General features: G+C 40.4%; 18 protein-coding genes and 1 CRISPR repeat array. Of the genes, 11 read left to right on the forward strand and 7 right to left on the reverse strand.

Annotation, left to right across the window (positions count from 1 at the left end; translation table 11 throughout):
• Positions 1 to 4: 4 nt before the first annotated feature.
• The 6 genes from ACT29H_RS02130 to ACT29H_RS02155 all read right to left on the reverse strand — a co-directional run bounded on the left by ACT29H_RS02130 (position 5) and on the right by ACT29H_RS02155 (position 7,544).
• Positions 5 to 2,053, reverse strand: a complete 2,049-nt coding sequence (locus tag ACT29H_RS02130) for a glycoside hydrolase family 36 protein (RefSeq protein ID WP_444819943.1) — start codon at positions 2,051 to 2,053, stop codon at positions 5 to 7.
• A 5-nt stretch (positions 2,054 to 2,058) separates the two neighbouring features.
• Positions 2,059 to 3,108, reverse strand: a complete 1,050-nt coding sequence (locus tag ACT29H_RS02135; protein ID WP_444819944.1) for an amidohydrolase family protein — start codon at positions 3,106 to 3,108, stop codon at positions 2,059 to 2,061.
• 85 nt (positions 3,109 to 3,193) lie between these two features.
• Complete coding sequence (locus tag ACT29H_RS02140; protein WP_444819945.1) at positions 3,194 to 4,012, reverse strand: class II fructose-bisphosphate aldolase; 819 nt, start codon at positions 4,010 to 4,012, stop codon at positions 3,194 to 3,196.
• Complete coding sequence (locus ACT29H_RS02145; RefSeq protein WP_444819946.1) at positions 4,012 to 4,965, reverse strand: carbohydrate kinase family protein; 954 nt, start codon at positions 4,963 to 4,965, stop codon at positions 4,012 to 4,014. Before ACT29H_RS02145 ends, ACT29H_RS02140 begins: the two co-directional genes overlap by 1 nt.
• A gap of 110 nt (positions 4,966 to 5,075) precedes the next feature.
• The gene (locus ACT29H_RS02150) at positions 5,076 to 6,401 is read right to left on the reverse strand and encodes a D-tagatose-bisphosphate aldolase, class II, non-catalytic subunit (RefSeq protein ID WP_444819947.1); all 1,326 of its coding nucleotides are present in this window, start codon (positions 6,399 to 6,401) and stop codon (positions 5,076 to 5,078) included.
• Positions 6,402 to 6,407: 6 nt separating this feature from the next.
• On the reverse strand, positions 6,408 to 7,544 hold the full coding sequence (locus ACT29H_RS02155) for an SIS domain-containing protein (protein ID WP_444819948.1): 1,137 nt from the start codon (positions 7,542 to 7,544) through the stop codon (positions 6,408 to 6,410).
• Positions 7,545 to 7,791: 247 nt separating this feature from the next.
• Here ACT29H_RS02155 and agaR point away from each other — a divergent pair, with 247 nt between their 5' ends.
• The 4 genes from agaR (at position 7,792) to cas6 (ending at position 11,625) form a co-directional block, all read left to right on the forward strand.
• The gene (gene agaR, locus ACT29H_RS02160; protein WP_444819949.1) at positions 7,792 to 8,571 is read left to right on the forward strand and encodes a transcriptional repressor AgaR; all 780 of its coding nucleotides are present in this window, start codon (positions 7,792 to 7,794) and stop codon (positions 8,569 to 8,571) included.
• Positions 8,572 to 8,733: 162 nt separating this feature from the next.
• Positions 8,734 to 9,822 (forward strand): phosphotransferase enzyme family protein, encoded by a 1,089-nt coding sequence (locus tag ACT29H_RS02165; RefSeq protein WP_444819950.1) that lies wholly within the window; start codon positions 8,734 to 8,736, stop codon positions 9,820 to 9,822.
• 25 nt (positions 9,823 to 9,847) lie between these two features.
• Positions 9,848 to 10,498: a carbohydrate-binding family 9-like protein gene (locus tag ACT29H_RS02170; RefSeq protein ID WP_444819951.1), complete on the forward strand. Its 651-nt coding sequence runs from the start codon at positions 9,848 to 9,850 to the stop codon at positions 10,496 to 10,498.
• Positions 10,499 to 10,836: 338 nt separating this feature from the next.
• Positions 10,837 to 11,625 carry a CRISPR-associated endoribonuclease Cas6 gene (gene cas6, locus ACT29H_RS02175; RefSeq protein WP_444819952.1) on the forward strand — a complete coding sequence of 263 codons (789 nt, stop codon included), beginning with the start codon at positions 10,837 to 10,839 and terminating at the stop codon, positions 11,623 to 11,625.
• 265 nt (positions 11,626 to 11,890) lie between these two features.
• Here cas6 and ACT29H_RS02180 read toward each other — a convergent pair whose 3' ends face one another.
• Positions 11,891 to 12,322, reverse strand: coding sequence for a hypothetical protein (locus tag ACT29H_RS02180; RefSeq protein ID WP_444819953.1), 432 nt, complete (start codon positions 12,320 to 12,322; stop codon positions 11,891 to 11,893).
• Between the two features lie 75 nt (positions 12,323 to 12,397).
• Between ACT29H_RS02180 and ACT29H_RS02185 the strand changes: the two genes are divergently transcribed.
• From ACT29H_RS02185 to ACT29H_RS02215, 7 genes are all read left to right on the forward strand, one after another.
• A complete protein-coding gene (locus tag ACT29H_RS02185) occupies positions 12,398 to 13,042 on the forward strand; it encodes a hypothetical protein (protein WP_444819954.1) in 645 nt (214 codons plus the stop codon).
• Between the two features lie 345 nt (positions 13,043 to 13,387).
• Complete coding sequence (cas10, locus tag ACT29H_RS02190; protein ID WP_444819955.1) at positions 13,388 to 15,118, forward strand: type III-A CRISPR-associated protein Cas10/Csm1; 1,731 nt, start codon at positions 13,388 to 13,390, stop codon at positions 15,116 to 15,118.
• Positions 15,102 to 15,542 carry a type III-A CRISPR-associated protein Csm2 gene (csm2, locus tag ACT29H_RS02195; protein ID WP_444819956.1) on the forward strand — a complete coding sequence of 147 codons (441 nt, stop codon included), beginning with the start codon at positions 15,102 to 15,104 and terminating at the stop codon, positions 15,540 to 15,542. The genes cas10 and csm2 overlap by 17 nt, the downstream gene beginning before the upstream one ends.
• Positions 15,539 to 16,336, forward strand: coding sequence for a type III-A CRISPR-associated RAMP protein Csm3 (gene csm3, locus ACT29H_RS02200; RefSeq protein ID WP_444819957.1), 798 nt, complete (start codon positions 15,539 to 15,541; stop codon positions 16,334 to 16,336). Before csm2 ends, csm3 begins: the two co-directional genes overlap by 4 nt.
• Positions 16,323 to 17,363 carry a type III-A CRISPR-associated RAMP protein Csm4 gene (gene csm4, locus ACT29H_RS02205; RefSeq protein ID WP_444819958.1) on the forward strand — a complete coding sequence of 347 codons (1,041 nt, stop codon included), beginning with the start codon at positions 16,323 to 16,325 and terminating at the stop codon, positions 17,361 to 17,363. The genes csm3 and csm4 overlap by 14 nt, the downstream gene beginning before the upstream one ends.
• Positions 17,360 to 18,784, forward strand: a complete 1,425-nt coding sequence (gene csm5 / locus ACT29H_RS02210; protein WP_444819959.1) for a type III-A CRISPR-associated RAMP protein Csm5 — start codon at positions 17,360 to 17,362, stop codon at positions 18,782 to 18,784. The genes csm4 and csm5 overlap by 4 nt, the downstream gene beginning before the upstream one ends.
• Before the next feature lie 7 nt (positions 18,785 to 18,791).
• Entirely contained in the window at positions 18,792 to 19,631 is an 840-nt protein-coding gene (locus tag ACT29H_RS02215) for a hypothetical protein (RefSeq protein ID WP_444819960.1), read from the forward strand.
• A 526-nt stretch (positions 19,632 to 20,157) separates the two neighbouring features.
• Positions 20,158 to 25,310: direct repeats of the CRISPR family, unit length 30 nt; unit sequence GCTTCAATCGGACCATAGTGGAATTGAAAT.
• Positions 25,311 to 25,472 lie beyond the last annotated feature (162 nt).

Below are 25,472 nucleotides of genomic sequence, written 5' to 3' on the forward strand. Positions count from 1 at the left end.
TTCCTTATAGAGGTCTGGCTTCCACCAGACAATGCCCTTTAAAAGCAAGGTTCAAATGTCCTGTGGGCCCTTCTACCTCTCCCAGCTCTTTTTCATTGACATAATCGTAGATCATATATTTCCTTGCCTCCAACCCTCTGAATTCCACTTCACCATTCCAGACATCGGCATAAAAGGCATAATAGAATTGTTGATTTTTTTCAATAGCATGAGTTTCCGGCTTGTCATACCCGATATCGTACAATTCACCCAGATAATTTCCACGGGAAAGCATCATGCGATTGTAAAGATCAAACCAGCGTTTCCACACCACCTCCTTTTCCGGTGTCAGCAGTGAACTGGTGTCGCGCACATTTCCATTGGGATACCAGGTGAATTTGGTGCCAAGCACTGCTCCAATGCCAAACGAAGTGGCAAAATCATCTCCTCCGTCACTCAGCTCCACATGATCGCCGAAGTAAGCCAACCCCGGCGCCAACGCCTTAATGGTTTTACCTTTTAGGCGTATTTGCCAGCTGCTTTCAGGATCGGAAGCTACAGCCTGATTGGAATGGGCAAGATTAAAAGGCGACACGCAGGTACCGCAGGGGCAATACTGGATGACCGAATTGGGATTTATTCCCCTGGCTGTGTGATAGATCTCTTTGAAGAAGGCTGGCAGCTGATGTACCGCTTCCAAAGGATTACGGCCATGCGCATAATCGGGCGGAACGGCATTCATGTGCTGTCCGTCTAGCTTCAAACCATCAAACCCATATTCCGTCATAAACTTCACTACTTGATTTTTGGTGGCTTGAATAACGGCAGGATCGATAGGTGACAAATAATAACTGTCCCACCAGGTAATATGGCGTGGTTCACCCTTCTCGGACAATAAAAGCGTGTTAGGATTATTTTTCAAAAAGTTGGTGCCCGGGTCTGCAGCCAATGGGGCCCACCAGATCTGAGCTTTCATTCCCATATCATGGATTTTATCCACCAGATCTTTCATCTGCTTATCGCCACCGGGGAATTTTTTAGGATTCAATTCCCAATCGCCTTCAGCCTGTTGAAAGCCATCATCCACGACAGCCCATTTAATCCCCATTTCCTTTACTTTGGGCAGGGTATTGATGATTTCTTCCACGGTAAAGTCTCGGCCGTAGCCCCAAGCACACCACATAGCCTCATAAGCCCAGCTCTCATCATCCGGTTGTGGGACTCCCCGCTCATAAATAAGGTCGCCATACTTACGTAATGAAGAGAAATAGTCTCCCTTTTGTGCCATAATAAAGGTTTCAAGTGTCTCTATGGTGTCGCCCGCAACTAAAGAGGTTGCTTCGCCCAACTCTTTTTTCACCTTTATGACAGCACTATGATCCTCCTCGCCCATCTCAACGGGCAATGAAACCAAGCGTGGAATGGTATCGCAATGACCGATGGCAATACCCCCATCTTTCCGCCAAAGACTGGTCACCGGCACACCTCCGCCATAGTCCGAATCATTCATCCCCATATAGTTTTCCTGAGAAAATCCCGGATTCACCGCCAACACCCAGTCGGCTCTCGCCTCGCTTGAGCTTCCCTGGAAAGACCAAAAAGCTGGAGAATCGCCGGCACTTTGAATGGCATACTCATGGTTTACCCAGCCAGATACCGGAAGACTACGCTCTCCCTCATTCACATACGTCACCTTCAGAGTTAACAGTCCGGGATGCTGCTGATAGGTATATACCTTTAAGATCTTCTTAATGGCCACACCAGCTTCATTATATTTGCCGACAAACTCATATAATTTTCCAGGACCGTTTGGTGTCCCAACAGATGAAGTGTGGGTTGAAATCAACTGGAACTCTTTGATGGCTTTGGGGTCTGTTATCAAATATTCCGAATTTGAAAATTCGGCGACCAAAGGTTCTTGAGAAGCCTGAAGATGAACGACCTTGGTCTGCATCTTTTCATTCACTTCAAATTCCAAATCACCCGTTCGGACAATGTTCTCTTGATTACAACTCCAAAGCAACACAGGCAGGAGAAGCAGTACATGAATTTTTAAAAGTTTACTGGTATTCATATCTATCAGTTTTTATTCATTAACTTTTCGGCATTCTTGTGATACACCTTCCGGAGCACCTCATCATCAAGATCGAATCCACTGTACGACCAATGATAGTTGAAGGTGGGATAATAGAAGTGTTCATCCGCAGTTTCGAGGATTCGGAAAGTAATCTCATACATATCAGCCTCCATACCCATATCGGTACCATAGATCAGTTTGTCCTGATACTTTTCATAGAAAGCTTTCATATAGCGAGGGATGGTAGCCGTTTCAGCAAACCGGGCAGCGATATCGGCATACAGATTGGGATATTTGTCCAACATTTCACCCAATATTTCCAGGTTATAGCTGCAGTTGGCCAGGTGACAGGCAATGAAGGTTGTTTTGGGATTGTCTCTGACGGCATTTTCAAAACTTTGGATTAATTCCTCGTGACCCAGTTTGCCTTCCTTATCCACATCGATATGCCATGCTGCGGCATTCATCAATCCATCATTACGCTCATTAACGGGAAGATACATCCAATAAGGATCGGCAACGTGGATGCTGATGGGCATATTTAACTCAGCACATTTTTCCAGCAGCGGTTTCATCCTCGGATCATCCAGATGCATCCCTATTGCGCGGGTCGGTGATGAATAGATCAATCCGTCACCTTTGTCACCCAGTTCTCCCACGCCGCGAGCACCCATTTTATAGCAACGTTCCAGCTCCTTCACGGCAGCGGGGCCGTAACCCGGTTGGTCATATCCGGTATAATCAAAGCCACACCATAACTCAAACCAGTCTCCATATTTACCATAGATTGCAGCCAACGAGTCAAACTCCGCACCGGTGGCCATCGTCAGAACAACAGTCTTTTCAATGCCCATGGCATCCATAGTCTTAATCCAGTTTTTGATTTCTTCTTCAGAGGCAGCATAGGCATGTGAATGCATGTCTATCACCTTGAATCGGGCACGTTCTATTTTGGTCCGAGGAACATTGTAGATCGACTTGGGCTGAAAATCTTTTAACAGGATATCTTTGCCTTGTTGTTCGGATGCATCCAGGGATCCAAAATTACTCATATCCAATTGGGCCTTTACGCCCCAACCGATGAAAAAAAATTGCAGAACTATGAAAATGCTGATTCTTTTGAACATCTTATTTTTTTTAAATTAAACCTCTTAGCTTGGATTGGATTAATTCTGTCACCGACTGAATGGCCGGCGGAAACACTTTCCTTAAGTCAATCTCGGAGGAGGTTTCCAGCAGGCGTCTCAGTGACTTCATGAAGGTGTCTTTTATTTCAGTAGCTAGATTTATTTTGGTGATTCCGTGGGCAACAGCACGGCGAAGCATCTCATCGGGGATGCCGGAACTGCCATGCAGCACCAGTGTTGCCGGAGTTGCTCGGCGAATTTCATCCAGTAAGTCGATCTGAAGATTCGGCGGATCTTTGTAGAAGCCGTGAGCAGAACCAATGGCGACGGCCAAAGAGTGAACCCCCGTCATCTGAACAAACCGGGCAGCATCTTCGGGTTGAGTAAAAACATGATTGCCCTGACTTTGTCCCAGTTTTGCCACATACCCCAATTCGGCTTCCACATGAGCGCCATATTTTTTGGCAGCTGCCACAACTTCTGACGTTATGTCGACATTTTCCTGAAAGCTCTTTTCGCTGGCATCAATCATCACTGAATCGAAACCGGCTTCCAAACATCGACGGGCCAACTCGGGACTATTTCCATGATCCAGATGAACCCATCCTTCCACATCAAATTCTTTCAATGCACTCTTAGCCATGTTGACAGCGATCTCCAGCCCGATGTAATCAATAGAGCTTTTAGAAAGCTGTAAAATGATGGGGACATCAATGGCTTTGACAGCACTGAGAACACCTTTCAGCGTCTCCAGATTATAAAAGTTGGTAGCCAGAATAGCTTTGCCTTTGCCCCTATACGCTTGTAATTTATCTTGTAGTTTCATCATCACAAATCGATTGAGATATTAAACTTATTAAGAGCCATAGACCGAATTAATTCTGGGGAAGCAAAAGCACCCGTTCCGCCCACCGCAGTGGTATTAAGCGCTCCCGTAAGATTGGCAAAGTCCAGACACGCCTCCGGCGAGGCACCTTTCACATATTTACAAATAAACCCGGCATTGAAACTATCGCCGGCACCAATGGCATCCACCACTTGGGTATTGAGATATCCTGAATGGTGCACCAACTCTTTGTTGGGTTGATAAAGAACGGATCCTTTATTTCCTCTTTTCACGGCCATATTATTCATGAATGGCTCCAGCTTTTTGATGGCCTCCTCGATGGAGGTCGCCTTTGTCAGATGCAGCAACTCCGTTTCATTGGGAAGAAAGACATCCACAAAAGGAAGGATGGCTTCGAAGTCAAATTCCCATTTTTCGGATGGATCCCATTGCGTATCAAGCGAAGTGGTTACACCTAGCTTTTTAGCTCTGGAAAACAACTGATGAATATCCTTTTTCAAGCCGGGTTGAAGAAACAAGGATGAAAAATGAATATGCCGGGCACGACTCAGATGGTCGTCCGTAATATCCTTTAGACTCAAAAAGTCCATCGCTCCGGGATGAGTCACCATAGCCCGGTCTTCTCCATAATTAAGCACGATGGTGGCCCCGGTCGAAAGGTTCATATCGGCCATGACCAACGAAGTATCGATGCCCTTCTCTTCTAATTTTTGCGTTACAAACTCACCGAAGGCATCCACCCCAATTTTCCCCAGAAAGCCCACATTAGCTCCCAGACTCGAGAGATTGGAAGCAAAAATTGCCGTTGAACTTCCCAAGGTTAGAGACATGTCACCTGCCAGTTTTTCTTTACCTACTTCGACTTCCCCATCGATATCGTTTAAAATCAAATCGACGTTGAGTTCTCCGATGGCTAATACATCCAACTTTTTCATATTTTTTAGATATGCATATAACCCATGGGCCAATAGCTAATGGGCAGATAATTATTATTTTTTATGTTGATATTCCTGCAAATCAAAATGATCAAACAGCCTATTGACTTCTACACTTTTGTAAAACCGCAAGCCCGCGAATACATTCCGGCAACCGTCCGGATATGACTATATACAAGTTCTTTAGGGTCAAGACTCAATTTCCCGCTGCACACTAGGTAAAACTGTGCCGGCATGAATTGACTCAGTAACGACAAGGGAATTTGGTTCTCTTGAAGATTTTTGAACAGTTTTTCTTTCGCAGCATCCACTTCCGGAAATGTCCAATAATACCTCGAACGATCCGAAAAACTATATTTTCGTTTAAATGCTTGTTGATATTCACTTCCGTGGTAGTAAGCTTTCCAAAATCTTGGTTCTTTCAACATAGCATTATCCAACGTTTCACTCAGCTTCGACAAATTGCCATTGTCCTTCCCCATAATTTCAACCTCCATGGCCTCCAGAGCAAACAGCGCCTCTCGATAAGCAAAGGTCAACCAAGGACCTACTTTTAGGATGCAAAAATGTCCTTCAATCAGTTTCGCCAGATTTTCTGCCGACTGATAATCGGTTGAATGCGCTTCAAAAACCAGGCGGTCAACATTTAAAATTTGCGAACTTAACCCCTGAGCTTTTTCTGGCAAATATTGGAATACTTTGTCATCGCTAAACTCCACTCCGGGCTGAACCACCAGTCCTACCACCCTTTCCCAGGCATCTGTCAACCCTTCTTTCACAAAATATTCATGAGTAACAGCAATGGTTTTTTCAGCATCTTCCGGCGTAGTTGGGGACACCCCTTCTTCCTCTTCCTGTGCCCCACCGGGAATGGGAACTTCCGTTCCTATGATATAGACCGGCTTGGGAGTGCCCTTCCGGAATTTTTGCCATGTATCTTCCGCCACGTGGCAAAGAATGGCAGTTCGTTTGGCCACCACCTCATCGGACAGTGGCTTACTTCTGTCACCTTCATCATCGGCACAAAACATACTTGTATCCAAATGAATTTTTTGATATCCGGCTTTTATGTATTCAGCAATCAGCACTTTTGCTTTTTCCATAGCCTCCTCAGCGGGAAGATGTTTCCAGGGGTTAGGCCCCAAATGGTCACCACCTAGTATTATCTTATCGCTAGAGAATCCTATGGCTGCTGCAATTCGGCGAATAAAACTAACAAAATCGGCAGGTTTCATGCCGGTATACCCACCAAATTGATCAACCTGATTGGAGGTGGACTCAACTAAGAGAACAGACCCATCGGCCTTTGCCTGCATAAAACAGGCTTTTAACACCTCGGGATGAGCCGAACAAACGGAATAAATCCCTTTCTGCCGACCATTTCTATTCTCTTTCAATAAATTGACAAATATTTCCTGTGAATTTTTATTGTCCATTTTATTTTAAATTGGATAGATTTTAACCCCTTGAACCACTCTGGAAATCGTTCCCGAAACGGATGGTTGGTCGGGATTCAGTCCCAGACTTAACGACTTGAAGTAGCCCATCAGCTGAGCGACCAAAACTTCAGCAACGCCTAAATACTCATGTACAGCAGCGATATCTCCATCATTTCCGAAAGTGACCGTAAGGTCGAAATCGATTTGGTCAATTTTTAGCGGCAGGTGAGAAACTGCCACCTGAGCCATTCCTTTTTCCGACTGGTTGATTTGACGCACCAAATCAAATTCGTACTTCCGGGAATAATCATCATCCGAAAAGAGGTAAACCAGCAGCGTTTTCCCATTAACAATAGCCCGGGGACCATGCCGGAACCCCAAAAAAGAGTTGTAGGCACACATCACCTGTCCGTCGGTCAACTCCTGAAGTTTCAGATGGCTCTCTTCTGCCACCCCCACAAGCGGCCCGGCGCCCAGAAAGACTGCTCGGTCAAAGCCCTTGGCGGCGATGTGCGCGATGGCTTCGGAATAGTGCGTTAATATCACCTCTCCCCAACGGGCCAGACGAGCCACGTTTTCCTCTTCCTGTTCCAATTGATCTAATTTGGTTATCAAGATATAGGCAAGCATCATGGACGAAAAACTGCTGGTCATAGCCAGACTAACATCGTTGGTCTCGGGAGGAAGTAGGACGCGCAAGCTACGCTCGTTATCGGTCATGGCGTAAAGCTTACCGGTCTCGTCGCAGGTAATGATAAGATGAAAAACTTTGGGACAGTATTTATCCAATAACTCGACCACCGCCAGACTTTCCGGGCTGTTGCCAGAACGTGCGAACGACACCAACAATGTGGGACGCTCGGTTTGCAAATAAAATTCGGGATGAGTCAGAAGTTCGGTAGTGGGGATATTTCGTCCGGGATTTTTCTGATATGGAATTCTCAACCCATGCACTGCTTTCCCTATAAAAGCAGAAGTGCCGGCACCCGTAAGAATCACATCTGCATCGGTGGGGGCAAACCCCTGGAAAAAATCTAATATCTCAGTTCTTCTGCCCGAAACTATTTCGAAAGTCTTTTTCCAAACCTTCGGCTGCTGGAAAATTTCGTTTCGCGTATTTCTACCTTTCGAATCATTCATAACTTTAGTTTTTACCATACTTTTTGTTTCACTCCAATGTCAAAACAAACCCTTTTAACTTTCATTTCCTTTCGCAAATAAAAAATATAATCTTTAAAAAACCAAATAATAACACAACAAAATGAAACGAACTATGATTTGAAATAAAACACAACAACCATTCTCCCACCCCAAAAATCCCACTTCAGCACCTTTTTTTTATTAATCCACAGATTGTTTATATCTTTACCGCTTTAAACAGAAACCCATGATTACGGAAAACTTAACACCGGAAAGGCGGAACTATATACTAAAGCAGATAAGCGATACCGGGAGTATTAAAGTAAAGGAGGTGAGTTCCAAATTTAACGTTTCGGAAGTTACAGTTCGAAAGGATTTGGAAGTACTGGAAAAGAAAAACCTTTTGCTTCGCGTTCGTGGCGGCGCCATTAAATTGAACTATACACCTGCCGAAGAAGATTCGCCCATCACCGAAAAGCAACAAAAGAATTACCGAGAAAAACAATTAATTGGTAAAGCGGCGGTTTCTCTCATTAAAGAAAACGACACCATTATATTGGACTCAGGGACGACAACCCTAGAAATAGCCAAAAACCTTCAAAAATTCAATAAGCTATCCATCATCACCAACGCATTAAACATTGCGATGGTATTAAATGAATACAAAAGATTTCAGGTCATCATCCCCGGTGGGTACCTCAGAGAAAAGTCGGCATCATTGGTAGGCCCCATTGCCGAATCTTTTTTGAAAAATTTTTATTGCGACAAGCTCTTTCTTGGAATCGACAGCTTCAACCTAGAGAGAGGCGTCTCTACCCCCAATCTGGAAGAAGCCAGCATGAACCAGATGATGATCTCCATTGCCAAAGAGGTAATTGCCGTTTTTGACTCCAGCAAATTTAATCGTGGAAGTTTTGCCTTTATCGCCCCCGTAAACAAAATAAACACCGTCATCACCGATGCAGGCGTCGACCCTCATACCAAAGAAGAGCTGGAACGACTCGGCGTAAAAGTGATCATCGCCTAACACTTTCCTTTTTCGATATATTAACACTGGCTATAAAAATGCGATCGATCACCGAACCGTCACCTTTTTATTATTTGTTGATTTAAAGCTTTATAAACAATTAGGTAAGACAAACACTCAACTTAGCTTACAGACACATAACCAATTTCAAACCTTCTATTTATGAAACTACAAGATATCGTCAGTCAATTTTTGATCCGGGGTAACGTAGAGTTTATAAAACCATTTGGAACAGGATTAATCAATACCACTTATAAAGTCAACACCATTGAAAATTCGGCGCCAAACTACCTACTCCAAACCATTAATCATCAAGTCTTTCCAAACATTGAACAACTAACTCGCAACATCCGGAGAGTCACCTCTCATATACGTCAAAAGCTGGAAGAACAAAACGTCAAAGATATCGACCGACGCGTCTTAACCCCCATAGAAACGAAAGACCAGAAAGGATTCTTTCAGGATGAAAAGGGCAATTACTGGCGCATGTTTCTTTTTATTGAAGAATCGCATTCCTATGATCACTTGGCAAGTCCGCAACAGGCAGAGGCCGGTGGACGAGCATTCGGTCAGTTTCAAAAATGGGTATCCGATTTGCCCGGTGAACCGCTATTCCCGGTAATACCGGGGTTTCATGATACGGAGATGCGCATCAACAACTTTATGTCGCGAGTAGAAAAGGATCCCATAGGCCGACTCAAAGAGGTAAAAGAGGAAGTCGATTTTCTCCTGCAACGCTCCGAAACGTATAAAAAAATCGTCAGAATGGGGCGACAGGGCGAAATTCCCCAACGCATCGTGCACCAAGACACCAAGTTTAACAATGTACTGCTCGACAAAAACGATGAAGTGCTTTGTGTGGTGGATCTGGACACCGTAATGCCCGGATATGTTTGTTACGACATTGGTGACGCCATAAGAAACGGTGCCAACACAGGTAAAGAAGACGACCCCAACACTGAGAATGTCGCTATCGACCTGGCACTTTATGAAGGTTTTATCAAAGGCTTCCTTATGGAGACGAAGAACATTTTAACTCCCGCCGAAAAAGAAACATTGGCTTTTGGCGCCAAATTGCTCACATACGAGCAAGCCACACGTTTCCTGGATGATTATCTCAACGGAGATCAATATTACAAAATTAATTACCCCGAGCACAACCTCACTAGAACTCGAGCACAAATAAAGCTATTATCCAGCATGGAACACAACTGGGAAAAAATGCAAAAAATCGTAAAACAATCCATTTAATTATCTATTCTTAATGATTATCGTTATGAAGCAACAACTCATGATTCCATATATTGACATCCATCCCTCCAGTCCTGAATACATAAAATACATCCTCGATCAAAAAGGGGCAAAAGGAGAGATTGATCAAATCAACTGGAGCGCTTTCCCTTATAAGCCGGAGGTCCAATTTGGCATGGCATATAATGAAAACTTCCTCTTTTTGGTTTTTTACATCCAAGAACAATACATAAGAGCACTGGAAGTGGAACCCAACGGAAAGGTTTGGGAAGACAGCTGCAGTGAATTCTTTCTTTCTTTCGACAACACCGGCTATTACAACATTGAAACCAATTGTATCGGAACCCAACTGGTCGGCTTTGGAAAAAACAGACACAACAGAACACACCTTCCGAACGACGCGATCCGTTCGATAATCGCCCATTCCTCTTTAGACTCTCATCCCATAGAACCACAAACCGGACATTTCGATTATCAGCTTTCTCTGATCATCCCGGCCACCAGTTTTCGGTTTCACCCCGGCCTCAAATTCAAACCCGGAATGCCAATAAACGGTAACTTCTACAAATGCGGCGACAAAACCGACCAACCCCATTTCGTTTCCTGGAACCCCATCTCCACGAATGAACCCGACTTCCACCAACCCGACTTTTTTGGCATCTTAAAATTGGAATAAAGCAAAATGATTCGTTCTCCACATGCTCTGTGCGCTGTGTCTCGACAAACGAAGAGGCACAAAGGCACAGAGAAAATCTATGAGTTTCAAAAACTACTTATTTCCATTTATTTCCTCTTTATATCTATTTATACCCATCCACATTGTTTAATTTATTAACAACTAGCCTTTTCCCGCCTTTCAACCTCTAACCTATAGCTTCTGTCTTCCGGCCTCCGACTTCTGTCAAAATATTTTGCACTTTCATACCAATTATTATTAATTTTATAAGGCACATTTTAAATCCTTATTGTTAAATCGGGCCATTGGTTCTTTAAGGCCATACAAACCGTATCGTAATGAGATTCAAGATCACCTTTAACCGTACCGGGAAACTCTGCATGCTTCCGATGGATTATCAATACTACATCAGCGCATGGATCTACAAAGTGCTGATGCAGGCCGACAAGGACTATTCCACCTTCCTGCATGATCAGGGCTATGGACAAAGTCCTACCAAGCTTTACAAACTATTTTGCTTTTCGCGTCTCCATTTTGGACGCCCCAAACTGTGGAAAGATCGCAAACTCTTCGAAATTGATGCCACCACCCTATGGCTCAAGGTGTCGTTCGATGTGCCACAAGCCGCCACCACCTTCATCAAAGGGCTCTTCTCCGATCAGGAGTGCTACCTGGGCAACCGCTTCAACGGCATTGACCTGAAGGTGACCGGCGTAGAAGCCTTGCCAGAGCCTCTCTTTACCGAAACCATGCACTACCGACTTCATTCACCCTGGGTGGTAAGCTTTCAGTCCGACAAACAACGACCGGCTCAATACCTCAGACCCGATGAGGAAAATTTCAACGATTTATCGGTAAAACATATCACTGAAAAGTTTCTGAATACCCGAAAACGAAAAATACCTAATCTTCAAATCACCTTTACTCCTGCCCCTCAATATAAACGAAGCGGTTTCGTCATTAAACCCGACACCCCTTATCAAACTAGAGTGGTGGGCAATCTCTTCGACTTTGAACTGACCGCCCCTACCGAAGTGCAACGCATGATCTGGAATGGTGGAATCAGCGAAAAAAGCGCGCTCGGATTCGGATGGTGCGAACTGGATGAGAAGTACAAGATGTGTTGATGTGCCGATAGGGGGATGTGCTCAGTGAGACGGCAAAAGAGGAATCTACTAATTTCATGATTTGCGGAAAAGGGGATTTCCTCAGTCGAATATGCTCATGACAAGCCTTTAGGCTTACTCAGGCGATTGGTCGAAAGGGCGCCTGAGGCATGACCGCAAAACATAACAGCTTTTAATACAACAAGTTAATTTCATTATATTAAAAATGAAGAACAACCCGGTCATACCACCTATCATGATAGAAGATACCGGTCCGCCCTAACGATCATTGGACGATGTCTTCCGGCAGGAAGGGACCATAGCGAAAGAAGCCCTGGAAAAAAGAAATGAGACGAGACACAGGTTGATGAACACCTCCATAATTTCGGACCTGGCAGTCTGCAAAAGGGTCGGAAGGTTTCGCACAAAGGTCGGAAACCTTTGCATAAAGGTCGGAGACCTTCGCATAAAGGTCGGAAACCTTCGCATAAAGGTCGGAAAGCTTCGCACAAAGGTCGGAGACCTTCGCACAAAGGTCGGAAACCTTCGCATAAAGGTCGGAGACCTTCGCATAAAGGTCGGAGACCTTTGCATAAAGGTTGGAAAGCTTCGCACAAAGGTCGGAGACCTTCGCACAAAGGTCGGAGACCTTTGCATAAAGGTCGGAAAGCTTCGCACAAAGGCCGGAAAGAACGAAACAGAACACGAGAATCAACAAACAAAGGCACCCTGAAGGTCTTAATTATAGCACATTGAAAACCCAAGTTATTAACCTTTTATTAATCTAAGTGCTATGAAAACATCGCAAATAAACAAAAAGAACATGCTTGAGTCCGTCAACACCTATCTGGACGAGCATGCAGAAAAATGGCAAGGCATCGGCCGTCTGGTGGCGGCCAAAACTCAGCTGAGCCAAAATATTGCAGCCATCAACAGTGCGGCACAGGCACAAGCCGAGGCTCAGGTAACCTATGGCAAAACCAAACAGGCTCTGAAAAAGGCCATTGCCACTAAAGCAGATATTCTGAATGATGTGATTGAAGCATATGCCCTCACCGAAGGAGATAACGAACTGGCGCGTCAAATGGGCGACAGCAAGTCGGATCTCTACCGGTTGCCTTACAATGATTTTTTTATTAAAGTGAGGTCTATCATCGACAAAGCCTCCGAATTGCAGGAGGTGCTGGTGACCGACTTCGGGCTGTCGGCCGAACAAATCACCGATGTCCAGAACGACCTCAACCAGTTGCTCGAAATCAATGGTCTGCCGCGTGCCTACCAAATTAAATCGAGCGTGGCAACCAACCAAATCGAACAACTACTGTCTGAATCCTCAGACCTTTTATACAACCAGATAGATAAACTGATGTCGATCTTTAAACACAGTGATATCAACTTTTATCATGGCTACCAAAAAGCCAGAATGATTGTGGATTAAGTGCAGCAAAGACCTTCAGGGGTGCTTTAAAAACAGAGACCGGAAGACAGAAGCCAGAGGCTAGAAGACAGAAAACAGAAGACAGAAGACAGGAGACAATAGCTTTTGAGATAAAGGGATATAGATAGAAATATGTAGATACAAGTAGATAAAAATAGTGAATGAAGAAGAAGGGGGAAGTCAGGGGCAGAAGACAGAATTGGCGGTGGATGTAATTGGGGATAAATTAGATATAAATAGAAATAAGAGGTTATTGAATCTCATGGTTTAATACATTATTTTTTGCACACTAAATAATTAGAAAAATTGTAAAATTGCGAATCAACACCACAATAACTTATTATTATGACCAACAGCTATGACCAATATAAACAAAACTTGGTTAGTGCATTAAGAACCAAAGAAGAAAAAAAACTACATGGAGCATTCCTTTTAAAAGGCGATGTTAGTGGCATTCAAAATTATATATTCAATGTTCCCTCCGAAGGTGCTGCACGTTTGCTAAAAGCAAGGTCTTTTCTTTTACAGGCCATCACTCACTTATGTATCCAAAAAATTTTAGAAAATGTAAATGGGCAAGTTTTGGTAAACAGCGGGGGGTCTTTCTTTATAAACCTAAATAGTGAGATAAATGAATTAGATACTCTTAAAGCAGAAATCAACAAACCACTTTTAAAGGAAGGTCTATATATTTCCATTTCCCAAGCGTCATTAAATCAAGGATGGCAATATGCCCTTAATACAATTAGGAATAATGAAGAAATTGAAAAATTCAGAAAATATAATAATATACCCTCTATTTTCGAGCCAGAGGATGTATTGATCAAAGACCTGTCCGATGAAATAGCAGTTATAAAAACATGGAAAAATTTTGCTAAAAATCTTTCCATAGCCTATGGCTTCAATATCCTGCAAAAGGAAGAATACAGCCATAATTTAAAAATTTCAGACAAATCCATTTTTATTTGGAATTGGGAGTTATCTCTAGTTGAAAATGAGCAAAACTGTCAACATCCATTCAACCAAGAAAATCCCAACAATTTCATTATTAAAGAAATGCCTATTTGGACAGAGGATAATCCATATTTTAAGGCCTTTCAACAAAATGATGAGGAAGTAATTAAGTGGGAAAATGAACTATTATCCAAACAAAAACAAAGAACAAGTACTCTGGATGATTTCCCGGCGGGCCCAAGCCTCATACTTAATGAATTAATTGATCTGGACCATTTAAGTCTTCAGGCCCAGAGACGCACTGGAACGAATAAATTGGGGGTTTTGAAGCTGGATGTTGACAACCTTGGGAGCCTTTTCAGATATCAATTACCCACATATCAACAATTTCGAAAAGCATCGGAAGCGCTGAGTTATTTTTTCGGCCCCTATTTAAAAGAAATATGGGAGGAAAAATATAAAGATGACATTTTAATTATTTATGCCGGTGGTGACGATTGCTTTGCATTAGGCGGATGGGACATGATATTTGATTTTGCAGAAAGAATACATGAAGAATTTATTTCCTTTTCTGAAAAGCATTTAACTCTTTCTGCAAGCTTACTGATATTGGATTCTACCTATCCGATAATAAGAATTGGGAAGGAAGCCGAAGACCTTCTTGACAAAGCCAAATCTTCCCCCGGGAAAAATGCCATCAACGTATTTGGTGAAGTGTTTTCATGGGAAAATTTTAAAATGGCAGCCAAAATAAAAAACAAATTAAAAGAATATATAATTGACAAAGGAGAATCCAAATCAATTCTCCAAACCATACGCCTGAGTGTCAGAGGATACCAAGCCATTGAGAATGGCATCAAAAACAAAAACAGCATTAACATACAAAAAGTATGGAACCTCAAATGGTTTTTATTGCGCAAGGTAAGTGATTTAAACAAACAAGCCTTTAATGAGGATATCGTATCAAAGTATCATCAGGCTGTGATTGATGCTCTAGTAAATAAAAAATTTACAAACGCTCTTATTTATCCAATGGCTGCCAGATGGACAGAATTATTGATAAGAAATAAACAACCATTACCTTTTAATAAAACAACTTTTAATTATGGGACAGAACAGTGATATACAAAAACAAATCAACGAAATTATTAAACCATTCTTAGATAGTGATAAAGAAACGGTTAAACGTGATTTCCTGAAAATGCAAGACGAAACAAGGCCTGAAGAAATACAAGCTATTAATGATTTCATGTCAGATTATTATAGAGACATTACTTCCACTCAGTTAAGAAACTTATTTAATGAATTAAAAAAGGCGGAATTAAGTAATTTATTGCTAAAAAAAGCCAAACTAGCCTATATTACTGGCAGAACGAATAAAGACAAAATAGGAATGTTGGCATTTCTTCATCTTCTTGATTTACTTATAGATAAAGTTTTCAAAGATACTGAAATCCAAATAGAAGGACTAATAACATTTTTGGAAGCATCATTAAGTTATCACAAATATTACGAAAAATTAAATCCCAAATCTAAACAGAAATGAATGACAAATTAAAAGGCAAAGTTTTTATAACCGGTGAAATAATTGCCGAAACCGGATTGCATATTGGCGGTTCAAAGTCTTCGTTAAACATTGGAGAAATTGATGCCAATGTTATTAAAGACAGCCAGGGAGTACCTTACATACCCGGCAGTTCACTAAAAGGAAAATTAAGAAGCCTATTGGCCAAGGTTGAAGGGAGTAAAGCGGTAGAAAATGACCCTAAATATATCAAGGAAATTTTTGGTTCAACCGATGATAATTTCGGCCCTACCCGATTAATTACCCGTGATTGCAGGTTAAAGAACAAAGATGAACTGCTTCGTTGGGAGACAGAGATGAATTATACCGAATCGAAATGGGAAAATACCATCGACAGAAAAACAGGTACTACCATACAAGGAGGACTTCGACAAATAGAAAGAGTCCCTAAAGGTGCAAAGTTTGATTTCGAATTGATTTATGATGTTTATTCTGAAACCAATCTTAAACCACCTATAAAATGGGATATAGCAAGTTATGAAAAAGGTTTAGAGGAGATTAAAAATAAAACCATTGACAATTCCCCAAATAAAGAGTGGTTTAATATAAGAACTTTATTAAAAGCCCTATCACTATTAGAGGATGACTATTTGGGCGGCAACGGAACACGAGGATACGGAAAAGTTAGAATTAACGATTTGAAAATAATCTATAAACCTATCAGGGCTTATTGGGATAACACCTCAACATTAGATCTTAATATTTTAAACATTTTCGACTTTAAAGAGAAAAAAGAAAAAAATGCATCTCATTAAACTTCGATTAAAGCCAGGTTGTCAGTTTCATTTGGGCAATTACACACCCTTTTTAAGTTCGGTATTACACGAAACGGCCACATATATTCACTCTGACATACTTTTTTCTGCACTTATTAATACTGCCCACAAAATTGGGAAAGCCGATGACCTGGTGGACCATTTTGAAAAAGAAGATGTAAAAATTTCTTCCTGTTTTTATATGCTGGAAACGCCCAGGGCTTCGATATATTTCCTGCCAAAACCTTTAATTCCGTTAACCGATCAACGCAACTGTAACGATGAACAAAACTATAAACGACTAAAAAAAATACAATTTGTTAGCACAGGTGTATTTCATTCCGGGATAAGCATGAATGAATGGTTTTCGGACATACATAAAGAAACATTTTTTCACAATAACAACTGGATCGCCACCCGGAATGAACTTACTTCGTTACTTGGTGAGAAAAATGATGTGCTGTACAAAAACATCTCCTTTTTCACCAAACAAAATATTCCTCAGGTAAAAGTGCACACTACAACCCAGATAGATTCTTTCTATCAAAACACCAATCTTCAAATTGCAAACTTATCGGAACAAATTCCCCATTTAAAGGTTCACTTTTATTTTCTAGCCATCGGGACCAATGATTTGCTTCGACAAACTGTTTCCCTTCTTAAAGATGAAGGCCTTGGTGGACAACGCTCAACAGGATGTGGTGAAATTGAAGAAACAGAATGGATAGATAACCCTGATGGGTTTGAATTTGGGGATAAAAGCTCAACAATATCACTTTCTCTCATTGCTCCGGGTCAAAACGAAATTAATTATCTGGACAATGCCTTCTATCAAACTATTATCAGAGGTGGTCGCTTTATCGGGAAAAACGTACGTTTAAAGAAACTCGTAATGCTTAAAGAAGGTAGTGTAATCGACCTACGGTTAAAGGGCGCCATTAAGAATATCTCACCTTATGAAGACAAACCATACTTAAGGTATGGCAAGACGTTCCATCTGCCAATCCCAAAATCCATTTTGCCATGAAACACGAAATTGGCCATATATACCATTTAGAAGTTGAATTAATCACCCCTGTTTCCATCGGTGACGGCTCGGTACTAAGTCCCCTGTCGGATTATTACATTAAACAAGGAAAAAAAAGCTATGCAAAACTTTTAAACAAATCACTTTTTGAAAAAGCACTTGAAAAATATCCCGCATCAATTAATGATTATATTCAAAAAGTAAATATTGCGAATCAGAACAAAGAGGAAGACAAAAGTAATTTTTTACCTAACTTCATTAAGGAATCCTTAAAGAATGAAAATGTTGACGATTTTTTTATCGACAATGAAATAGAGGTCATTGGGAAAGGAAATCCAATTCAGTTAAACACTTGTATAAAAGAAAGAGGAACACCATATATTCCAGGCTCATCCATAAAGGGTGCCATAAAATCTGCACTGTTTTACAGGTGGTTGCAGGAGGTTCCGCAACAAGAAGAATTGGAAAAAATATGCCATAAATTACTACGTAAGCAACCGGTAAACAAAGAGTTTGACGAACTTATAAACGTGTTTTTTGAAAATGACGAAAACGAAAAACGTAAGAGCTTTTCATTACTAAGAGTTTCGGATGCCTACTTCAATAGTGATAAAATTATATGGATACATTGCAAAAGGTTCAGAACCCAAAAAGATTCCGGGAAAAAACCCTTTCCTTTATTTAAAGAGGCCATAAAAAAAGGTGAAACTGCTCCCTTTGAACTTTTTATTGAAGACACCCCCTTAGTTGGCACATGTAAAAAAACGATACAACCCATAATAGATAAAGGGATTAATCATATTAGAGAGGCCGTAAATCAATTTTCATTGGCCAACTTAGATTATGAAATTAATACTGCAACCAATAAAAATCTTAATTCATTCATTGATTTTTCCAGAGACTTGGTTTCCAGAATTAAAAATGAAAGTAACCGAACTATGTTTTTACCCATTGGTTCGGGGAAAAGTAATTTTTACCAATCCATTGGTCTGGCTATTTGGGAAAAATCTGAATCTTTAGGTAAGCAAGATGCCTTCTATAATTTTTTGAATACTTTTATAGTAAAAAAGAAAAATGTCAGTTCCCCAAAGCCTTTTCCTTTGACCCGTAACCTAATTGAAGCGACCAAAATACCTTTAGGGTGGGTTTGTATTTACCCCAAAACATCGGGGACAGAAACGGAAAAATCATATTCAATACAGGAACTGAAAAATGGACAAGTGGTTCAGGCAACAATTATAGAAATAAAACAACCTCATTCTAAAGTTCAAATCCAGGGAATAGAAGGTAAATTCAACATGACAGGTACTAAAAGAGCTATGCACCTTTCCGGTTTCAAAAAGGGCAGTAAGGTAAATGTCAAAATCACTCTGAACAAACAAGGGAAAATTTCGCAAACTTCATTCATTGAACTAATATAACAAGAGCATGAAGCAGTTTATTATCATTTCATTAATTGTTCTGTATTCTTCTAGTTCGGTATTCGCACAGGAAGAATTAAAAAAAGACAAAATTTCTGAGTTGGAAGGTAAAATTGAACAACTGGAAGAAAAACTGGCCAAAAGAGACTCTTTATATGAATCTCATTTGACACTAATTCTGGAAGAGAGACAAAAATTTGTTGATTTTATTGAACATAGCGTTAACATTATGCAATACACCTTGGGGGCTGCATCAGTCATATTAGGAATTATTTTTGCATTTTTTGGCTTTAATCAGAAAAAACATCTAAAAAAATATGCGGATGAGGCCCAAAAAGAAGCCAGGCGAAAGTTAAAGGAAGCAAGAGATAAAATTGTTTTGGAAATCTCATCAATCATAAAAAAAGACCCGACGATTATAAAATCTGTAATAGATGATCGAGTTAAAGATGCAGAATTAAAAAAGAAAGTCTCAATTCGCCTTTTTGAATTTTCAAAAGATAACCCTAAATTGAGAAATATAAAATTACAATTAATAAAGTTCGGAATTGAAAACATTCATGAAGAATCGATAAATCCGGAAGAAATAATAACAAAACTTACAAACACCAAAGAAGATATTGCTTTTTTAATCGATTTTGACGAAGAAAAACAGGTAAGCGAGCTTTTAAATAAAAAATTGGATTTCAGCAAAAAAGACAGACCATGCTTTTTCTATGCGGGGAAAGGCAGGTTTCCAAGCGAAAAAGTCAAATTCAGCAATTATTGTAACTCAGAAATCACCATTTATCAAAACCTTATGGATTTAATAAGATTTATGGATTTCAAAGGACTTATAAAAGAATAAGTCCATTCAAAATTAAACTATTTCAATAGTATAATAATGAAATTAAAATGTGATTTTTTCCAAGTGATTAACAAGTTATTTCAAAACCCCGCCAACCCTACCAACGTGAAATTAACCGAGTTGACCAGTGCACAGACAAAAGGCAGAAGGGGCGGCAACTAGTGGTTAGTTTTTAGTGAATTAAATTAGATATAAATGGAAAAAAAGAGATAAGTAACTATTGGAACTCACCGATTCCCCCTAAGTATAGGTGCTTCTGCGTTTGTTTGAGGCACACCGCACAGGGCCTTGGGATTGGGAAATCCTATTGCTTTCATCTAAAAATCTAAACCCACATATTAACATACTATATAACAACAGGTTATCGATATACCATTTTCGACATTAAAAGGCATATCGATAAAACCATCAAACCTCAACCCAACGCTCTTTGACATACTGTTTTTCAACCATATACACCAAATCATCGTACCATAGTGGAATTGAAATCGGTGTTCGTGTTCTAAACGCAGAAGCCACTCCGACCGCTTCAATCGTACCATAGTGGAATTGAAATGTTAGTGCCGTTATCACGTGGTCAAGTTTTGTCCTGGCTTCAATCGAACCATAATGGAATTGAAATACAAGCTTATTTGTCATGTCTGTGTTTCTCAATTTGGCTTCAATCGAACCATAGTGGAATTGAAATAATATTGATCCTTTTTTTATTTCCGGAAAAAATTGCACTTCAATCGAACCATAGTGGAATTGAAATATAATAAACAACAGTGTTTTGTGAATTTTTGAAAGCTTCAATCGGACCATAGTGGAATTGAAATAACCACACCGCCAGATACGATTGTGAAGGATACGGTAATGCTTCAATCGGACCATAGTGGAATTGAAATTTACTTAGAGCTATTAAAAGAATTGGAGTATGGCGCGCTTCAATCGGACCATAGTGGAATTGAAATCTTTGAGCTGAAACTGCACCTTTTCTTAAAATAAAAGCTTCAATCGGACCATAGTGGAATTGAAATTCATTAAAGAGGAAGATAGTGTGCGAAGTTTTTTGTAGCTTCAATCGGACCATAGTGGAATTGAAATTTCGGATAGGGCAATGAATTTTAAGTACTATTTCAGCTTCAATCGGACCATAGTGGAATTGAAATTCTAATACATCAATATATGGTGCGCCTGAATCGCTTGCTTCAATCGGACCATAGTGGAATTGAAATATTACCTTTCTCATCGACATAGTTAGCTGATTTTACAGCTTCAATCGGACCATAGTGGAATTGAAATGGAAATCCGGGCAGCCACGTTTCTACTTTTCTTTTCGCTTCAATCGGACCATAGTGGAATTGAAATCCAACAATTTGTAAACAATAACCTATATCTGCGAAGCTTCAATCGGACCATAGTGGAATTGAAATCTCAAAGCTGGGTAACTGGTAGTGCGAAAGCTGCTGGCTTCAATCGGACCATAGTGGAATTGAAATCGGCTATTAACCTAAACCCGCCCCGGGGTCCAGGGGCTTCAATCGGACCATAGTGGAATTGAAATTGCCCGGAAAGGGTATAGGAAAGACGGCACTGCATTGCTTCAATCGGACCATAGTGGAATTGAAATTCCCAATTTTCATCAGGAAATGAAGACTTAATTTTGCTTCAATCGGACCATAGTGGAATTGAAATCGCTTAAAGCATCTGGAAGTAAGGCAGGGAAAATAATGCTTCAATCGGACCATAGTGGAATTGAAATTTGCATTGGGATTGTCTGCTGAAGACACTTTTTACGTGCTTCAATCGGACCATAGTGGAATTGAAATCTCATCAGCTTCGTCCTTTTTGTCTCTCTGGTAGGGCTTCAATCGGACCATAGTGGAATTGAAATACGATAATAAAAGGCAAATATTTTTTAACCGATTCAGGCTTCAATCGGACCATAGTGGAATTGAAATCTTGTTTCGGGGGATTATGCAGAATTGGAATTGACAGCTTCAATCGGACCATAGTGGAATTGAAATGTAAATTCAGGATATTCATGTAGTCGATTAAACGGCTTCAATCGGACCATAGTGGAATTGAAATAAGAAAATGGAAAAACAGACTTATGCGGTGTAGGTCGCTTCAATCGGACCATAGTGGAATTGAAATAAATTAGGTGTATTAGCTCGCTTATATGAAGGAGGCTTCAATCGGACCATAGTGGAATTGAAATAAGTTTTCGGTGGTGAAGGCGACGGCAGTACCGGTGCTTCAATCGGACCATAGTGGAATTGAAATAGGCAAGATTTTGCCTGCTCTGTTGAGCTGCACGCAGCTTCAATCGGACCATAGTGGAATTGAAATGACAAATATACTTTAACTGGTTTCATGCTCTGAAAAGCTTCAATCGGACCATAGTGGAATTGAAATGGCGATATAGTTATTGATCCTGTTGCTGGGAGTGGGCTTCAATCGGACCATAGTGGAATTGAAATGCCCAACAAAGCCGGTATGATAAGCTTTTGGCAGAATGCTTCAATCGGACCATAGTGGAATTGAAATATCAAATATTTCAACCAACACTTTTTTCATTCTATGCTTCAATCGGACCATAGTGGAATTGAAATAGTACCACCTCGTGCACTATTTTCCAAAAACTTTTGAGCTTCAATCGGACCATAGTGGAATTGAAATATGATATATTCAACGTCTGGCCTACTTGGAACAGTGCTTCAATCGGACCATAGTGGAATTGAAATTCAGTTATCAGACTTATTTCTTTTTGGTTGTCTAGCTTCAATCGGACCATAGTGGAATTGAAATGTATTTATAATTTTTTCAAATACAACTGCATTACTATGCTTCAATCGGACCATAGTGGAATTGAAATGGCTTACGACTACTCAAAGAAAAGGGTCGACGAGGGGCTTCAATCGGACCATAGTGGAATTGAAATTGATTCCAACATTTCTCAATATCAGACGCTTTTCCGGCTTCAATCGGACCATAGTGGAATTGAAATAAGCTTCTTAAAAAACTCTTGTACATCTTCCTTACGGCTTCAATCGGACCATAGTGGAATTGAAATACAGGCACAGACGTAGAAACAGGCGATCTTTCTTTAAGCTTCAATCGGACCATAGTGGAATTGAAATTGGTTAATGGTGTTCTAACAGATTTAACAGCAGGATTGCTTCAATCGGACCATAGTGGAATTGAAATTCAACATATTTTATTGGTTTTATTCCGCCAGCAAAAGGCTTCAATCGGACCATAGTGGAATTGAAATAGGCCGAGCAGAAGTAAAATAATCCTTTTCCCAAGCTGCTTCAATCGGACCATAGTGGAATTGAAATCTCATCTGCTTCGTCCTTTTTGTCTCTACTGTAGGGCTTCAATCGGACCATAGTGGAATTGAAATAAGCAAGATTTTGCCTGCTCTGTTGAGCGGCACGCAAGCTTCAATCGGACCATAGTGGAATTGAAATAAAGCAAAAATAATGGCGAAGCTTTTTAAAAAACTTTGCTTCAATCGGACCATAGTGGAATTGAAATAATTAAAACCGGAACAATTGATGCAGACAGAATGGCTTCAATCGGACCATAGTGGAATTGAAATACTACACTTATGTAGCTATTAACAGTTAGGTTGCTGCTTCAATCGGACCATAGTGGAATTGAAATCACTCCTTCTTTCTTATCCCATTTACCCCTGAAATGCTTCAATCGGACCATAGTGGAATTGAAATAGATGGGAAATGCTTTTGCTGAATTTTGAATTTAATGCTTCAATCGGACCATAGTGGAATTGAAATGTAATGTATAAACACATCAACACGATGCATGATAGCTTCAATCGGACCATAGTGGAATTGAAATTGCGGTCGTTGTATTCATTGCTTGAAGCGAAAAAGGCTTCAATCGGACCATAGTGGAATTGAAATGAACTTTGGCAGATTATCTTGGTTTGCCTGTCATGCTTCAATCGGACCATAGTGGAATTGAAATAACATAGTTTGAAGAATCTCAGTATACCTTGTTCCGCTTCAATCGGACCATAGTGGAATTGAAATTTTGAGACTAAAGTTTTGTAGCTCTCAGCCTTTGTCGCTTCAATCGGACCATAGTGGAATTGAAATAAGACACCAATTTTAAATCAAATTGTTCATTTTTTGTGCTTCAATCGGACCATAGTGGAATTGAAATCACGCATAACATCAACTCCGTACATCTTTCGACTATGCTTCAATCGGACCATAGTGGAATTGAAATATCGTTGTAAGGGTAACTGGAGAATTTAAGCAGAAGCTTCAATCGGACCATAGTGGAATTGAAATTTCACCCCTATATATTTCTTTTCACCCCTTTAAAGCTTCAATCGGACCATAGTGGAATTGAAATGAACTTTGGCAGATTATCTTGGTTTGCCTGTCATGCTTCAATCGGACCATAGTGGAATTGAAATAACATAGTTTGAAGAATCTCAGTATACCTTGTTCCGCTTCAATCGGACCATAGTGGAATTGAAATTTTGAGACTAAAGTTTTGTAGCTCTCAGCCTTTGTCGCTTCAATCGGACCATAGTGGAATTGAAATAAGACACCAATTTTAAATCAAATTGTTCATTTTTTGTGCTTCAATCGGACCATAGTGGAATTGAAATCACGCATAACATCAACTCCGTACATCTTTCGACTATGCTTCAATCGGACCATAGTGGAATTGAAATATCGTTGTAAGGGTAACTGGAGAATTTAAGCAGAAGCTTCAATCGGACCATAGTGGAATTGAAATTTCACCCCTATATATTTCTTTTCACCCCTTTAAAGCTTCAATCGGACCATAGTGGAATTGAAATAAAGGGGTCTATTTTACCGGTGGCATAGGCTTCGGGCTTCAATCGGACCATAGTGGAATTGAAATAGAGAAAATGATTCTGAAAGTTATGTGGCTTTTGTGCTTCAATCGGACCATAGTGGAATTGAAATGATCACAGGGGTGACATAGTTTGTCACCCTTTTCCTGCTTCAATCGGACCATAGTGGAATTGAAATCACGCAACATGGTCACGAAGTAATATCTTAAATTCGCTTCAATCGGACCATAGTGGAATTGAAATCAATCTGGATTTAAGTCTGAAGTCAACGGCAGATGAGCTTCAATCGGACCATAGTGGAATTGAAATAGCATATAAAGAAAAGCATTAAGAACTTCAAGTCTGCTTCAATCGGACCATAGTGGAATTGAAATACCATAGGGGGGTAGGGTTGGGTGTGTTACTGGTCATGGCTTCAATCGGACCATAGTGGAATTGAAATTTGATAAAATGGTAATGGCTTTGACTGTATCCATGTATGCTTCAATCGGACCATAGTGGAATTGAAATACATTTGTTAAATCTGCTGATAAGTCCATTCCAGAGCTTCAATCGGACCATAGTGGAATTGAAATAAGAAATAATCGTCTTTACTTTTAAAATACTGGTTGCTTCAATCGGACCATAGTGGAATTGAAATACCTGAGCATAGGTTGTTACAATATCAGTATATGGCTTCAATCGGACCATAGTGGAATTGAAATAGTAATGTAACAGATAGCTGATTGCGGCTTTTTTGGCTTCAATCGGACCATAGTGGAATTGAAATATGACCACGGCCACGCAAAATATAAATGTAACGGGCTTCAATCGGACCATAGTGGAATTGAAATATATCAGAACGCTTTCCCTGAAAATTAAAGGGAATGTAAATTTAACTCTGTCCGGTATAATTTTCGAAACTCGAAATAACTCATATTTTTTCTTTCAACCAATTCTTAAAAGCTCATTTGGGTAGTTTTCAGGTTCTGTCAAGGGCGGCTGAGGCACGAAGC

The organism is Thermophagus sp. OGC60D27 (assembly GCF_052400625.1).
GTDB lineage: Bacteria > Bacteroidota > Bacteroidia > Bacteroidales > Marinilabiliaceae > Thermophagus.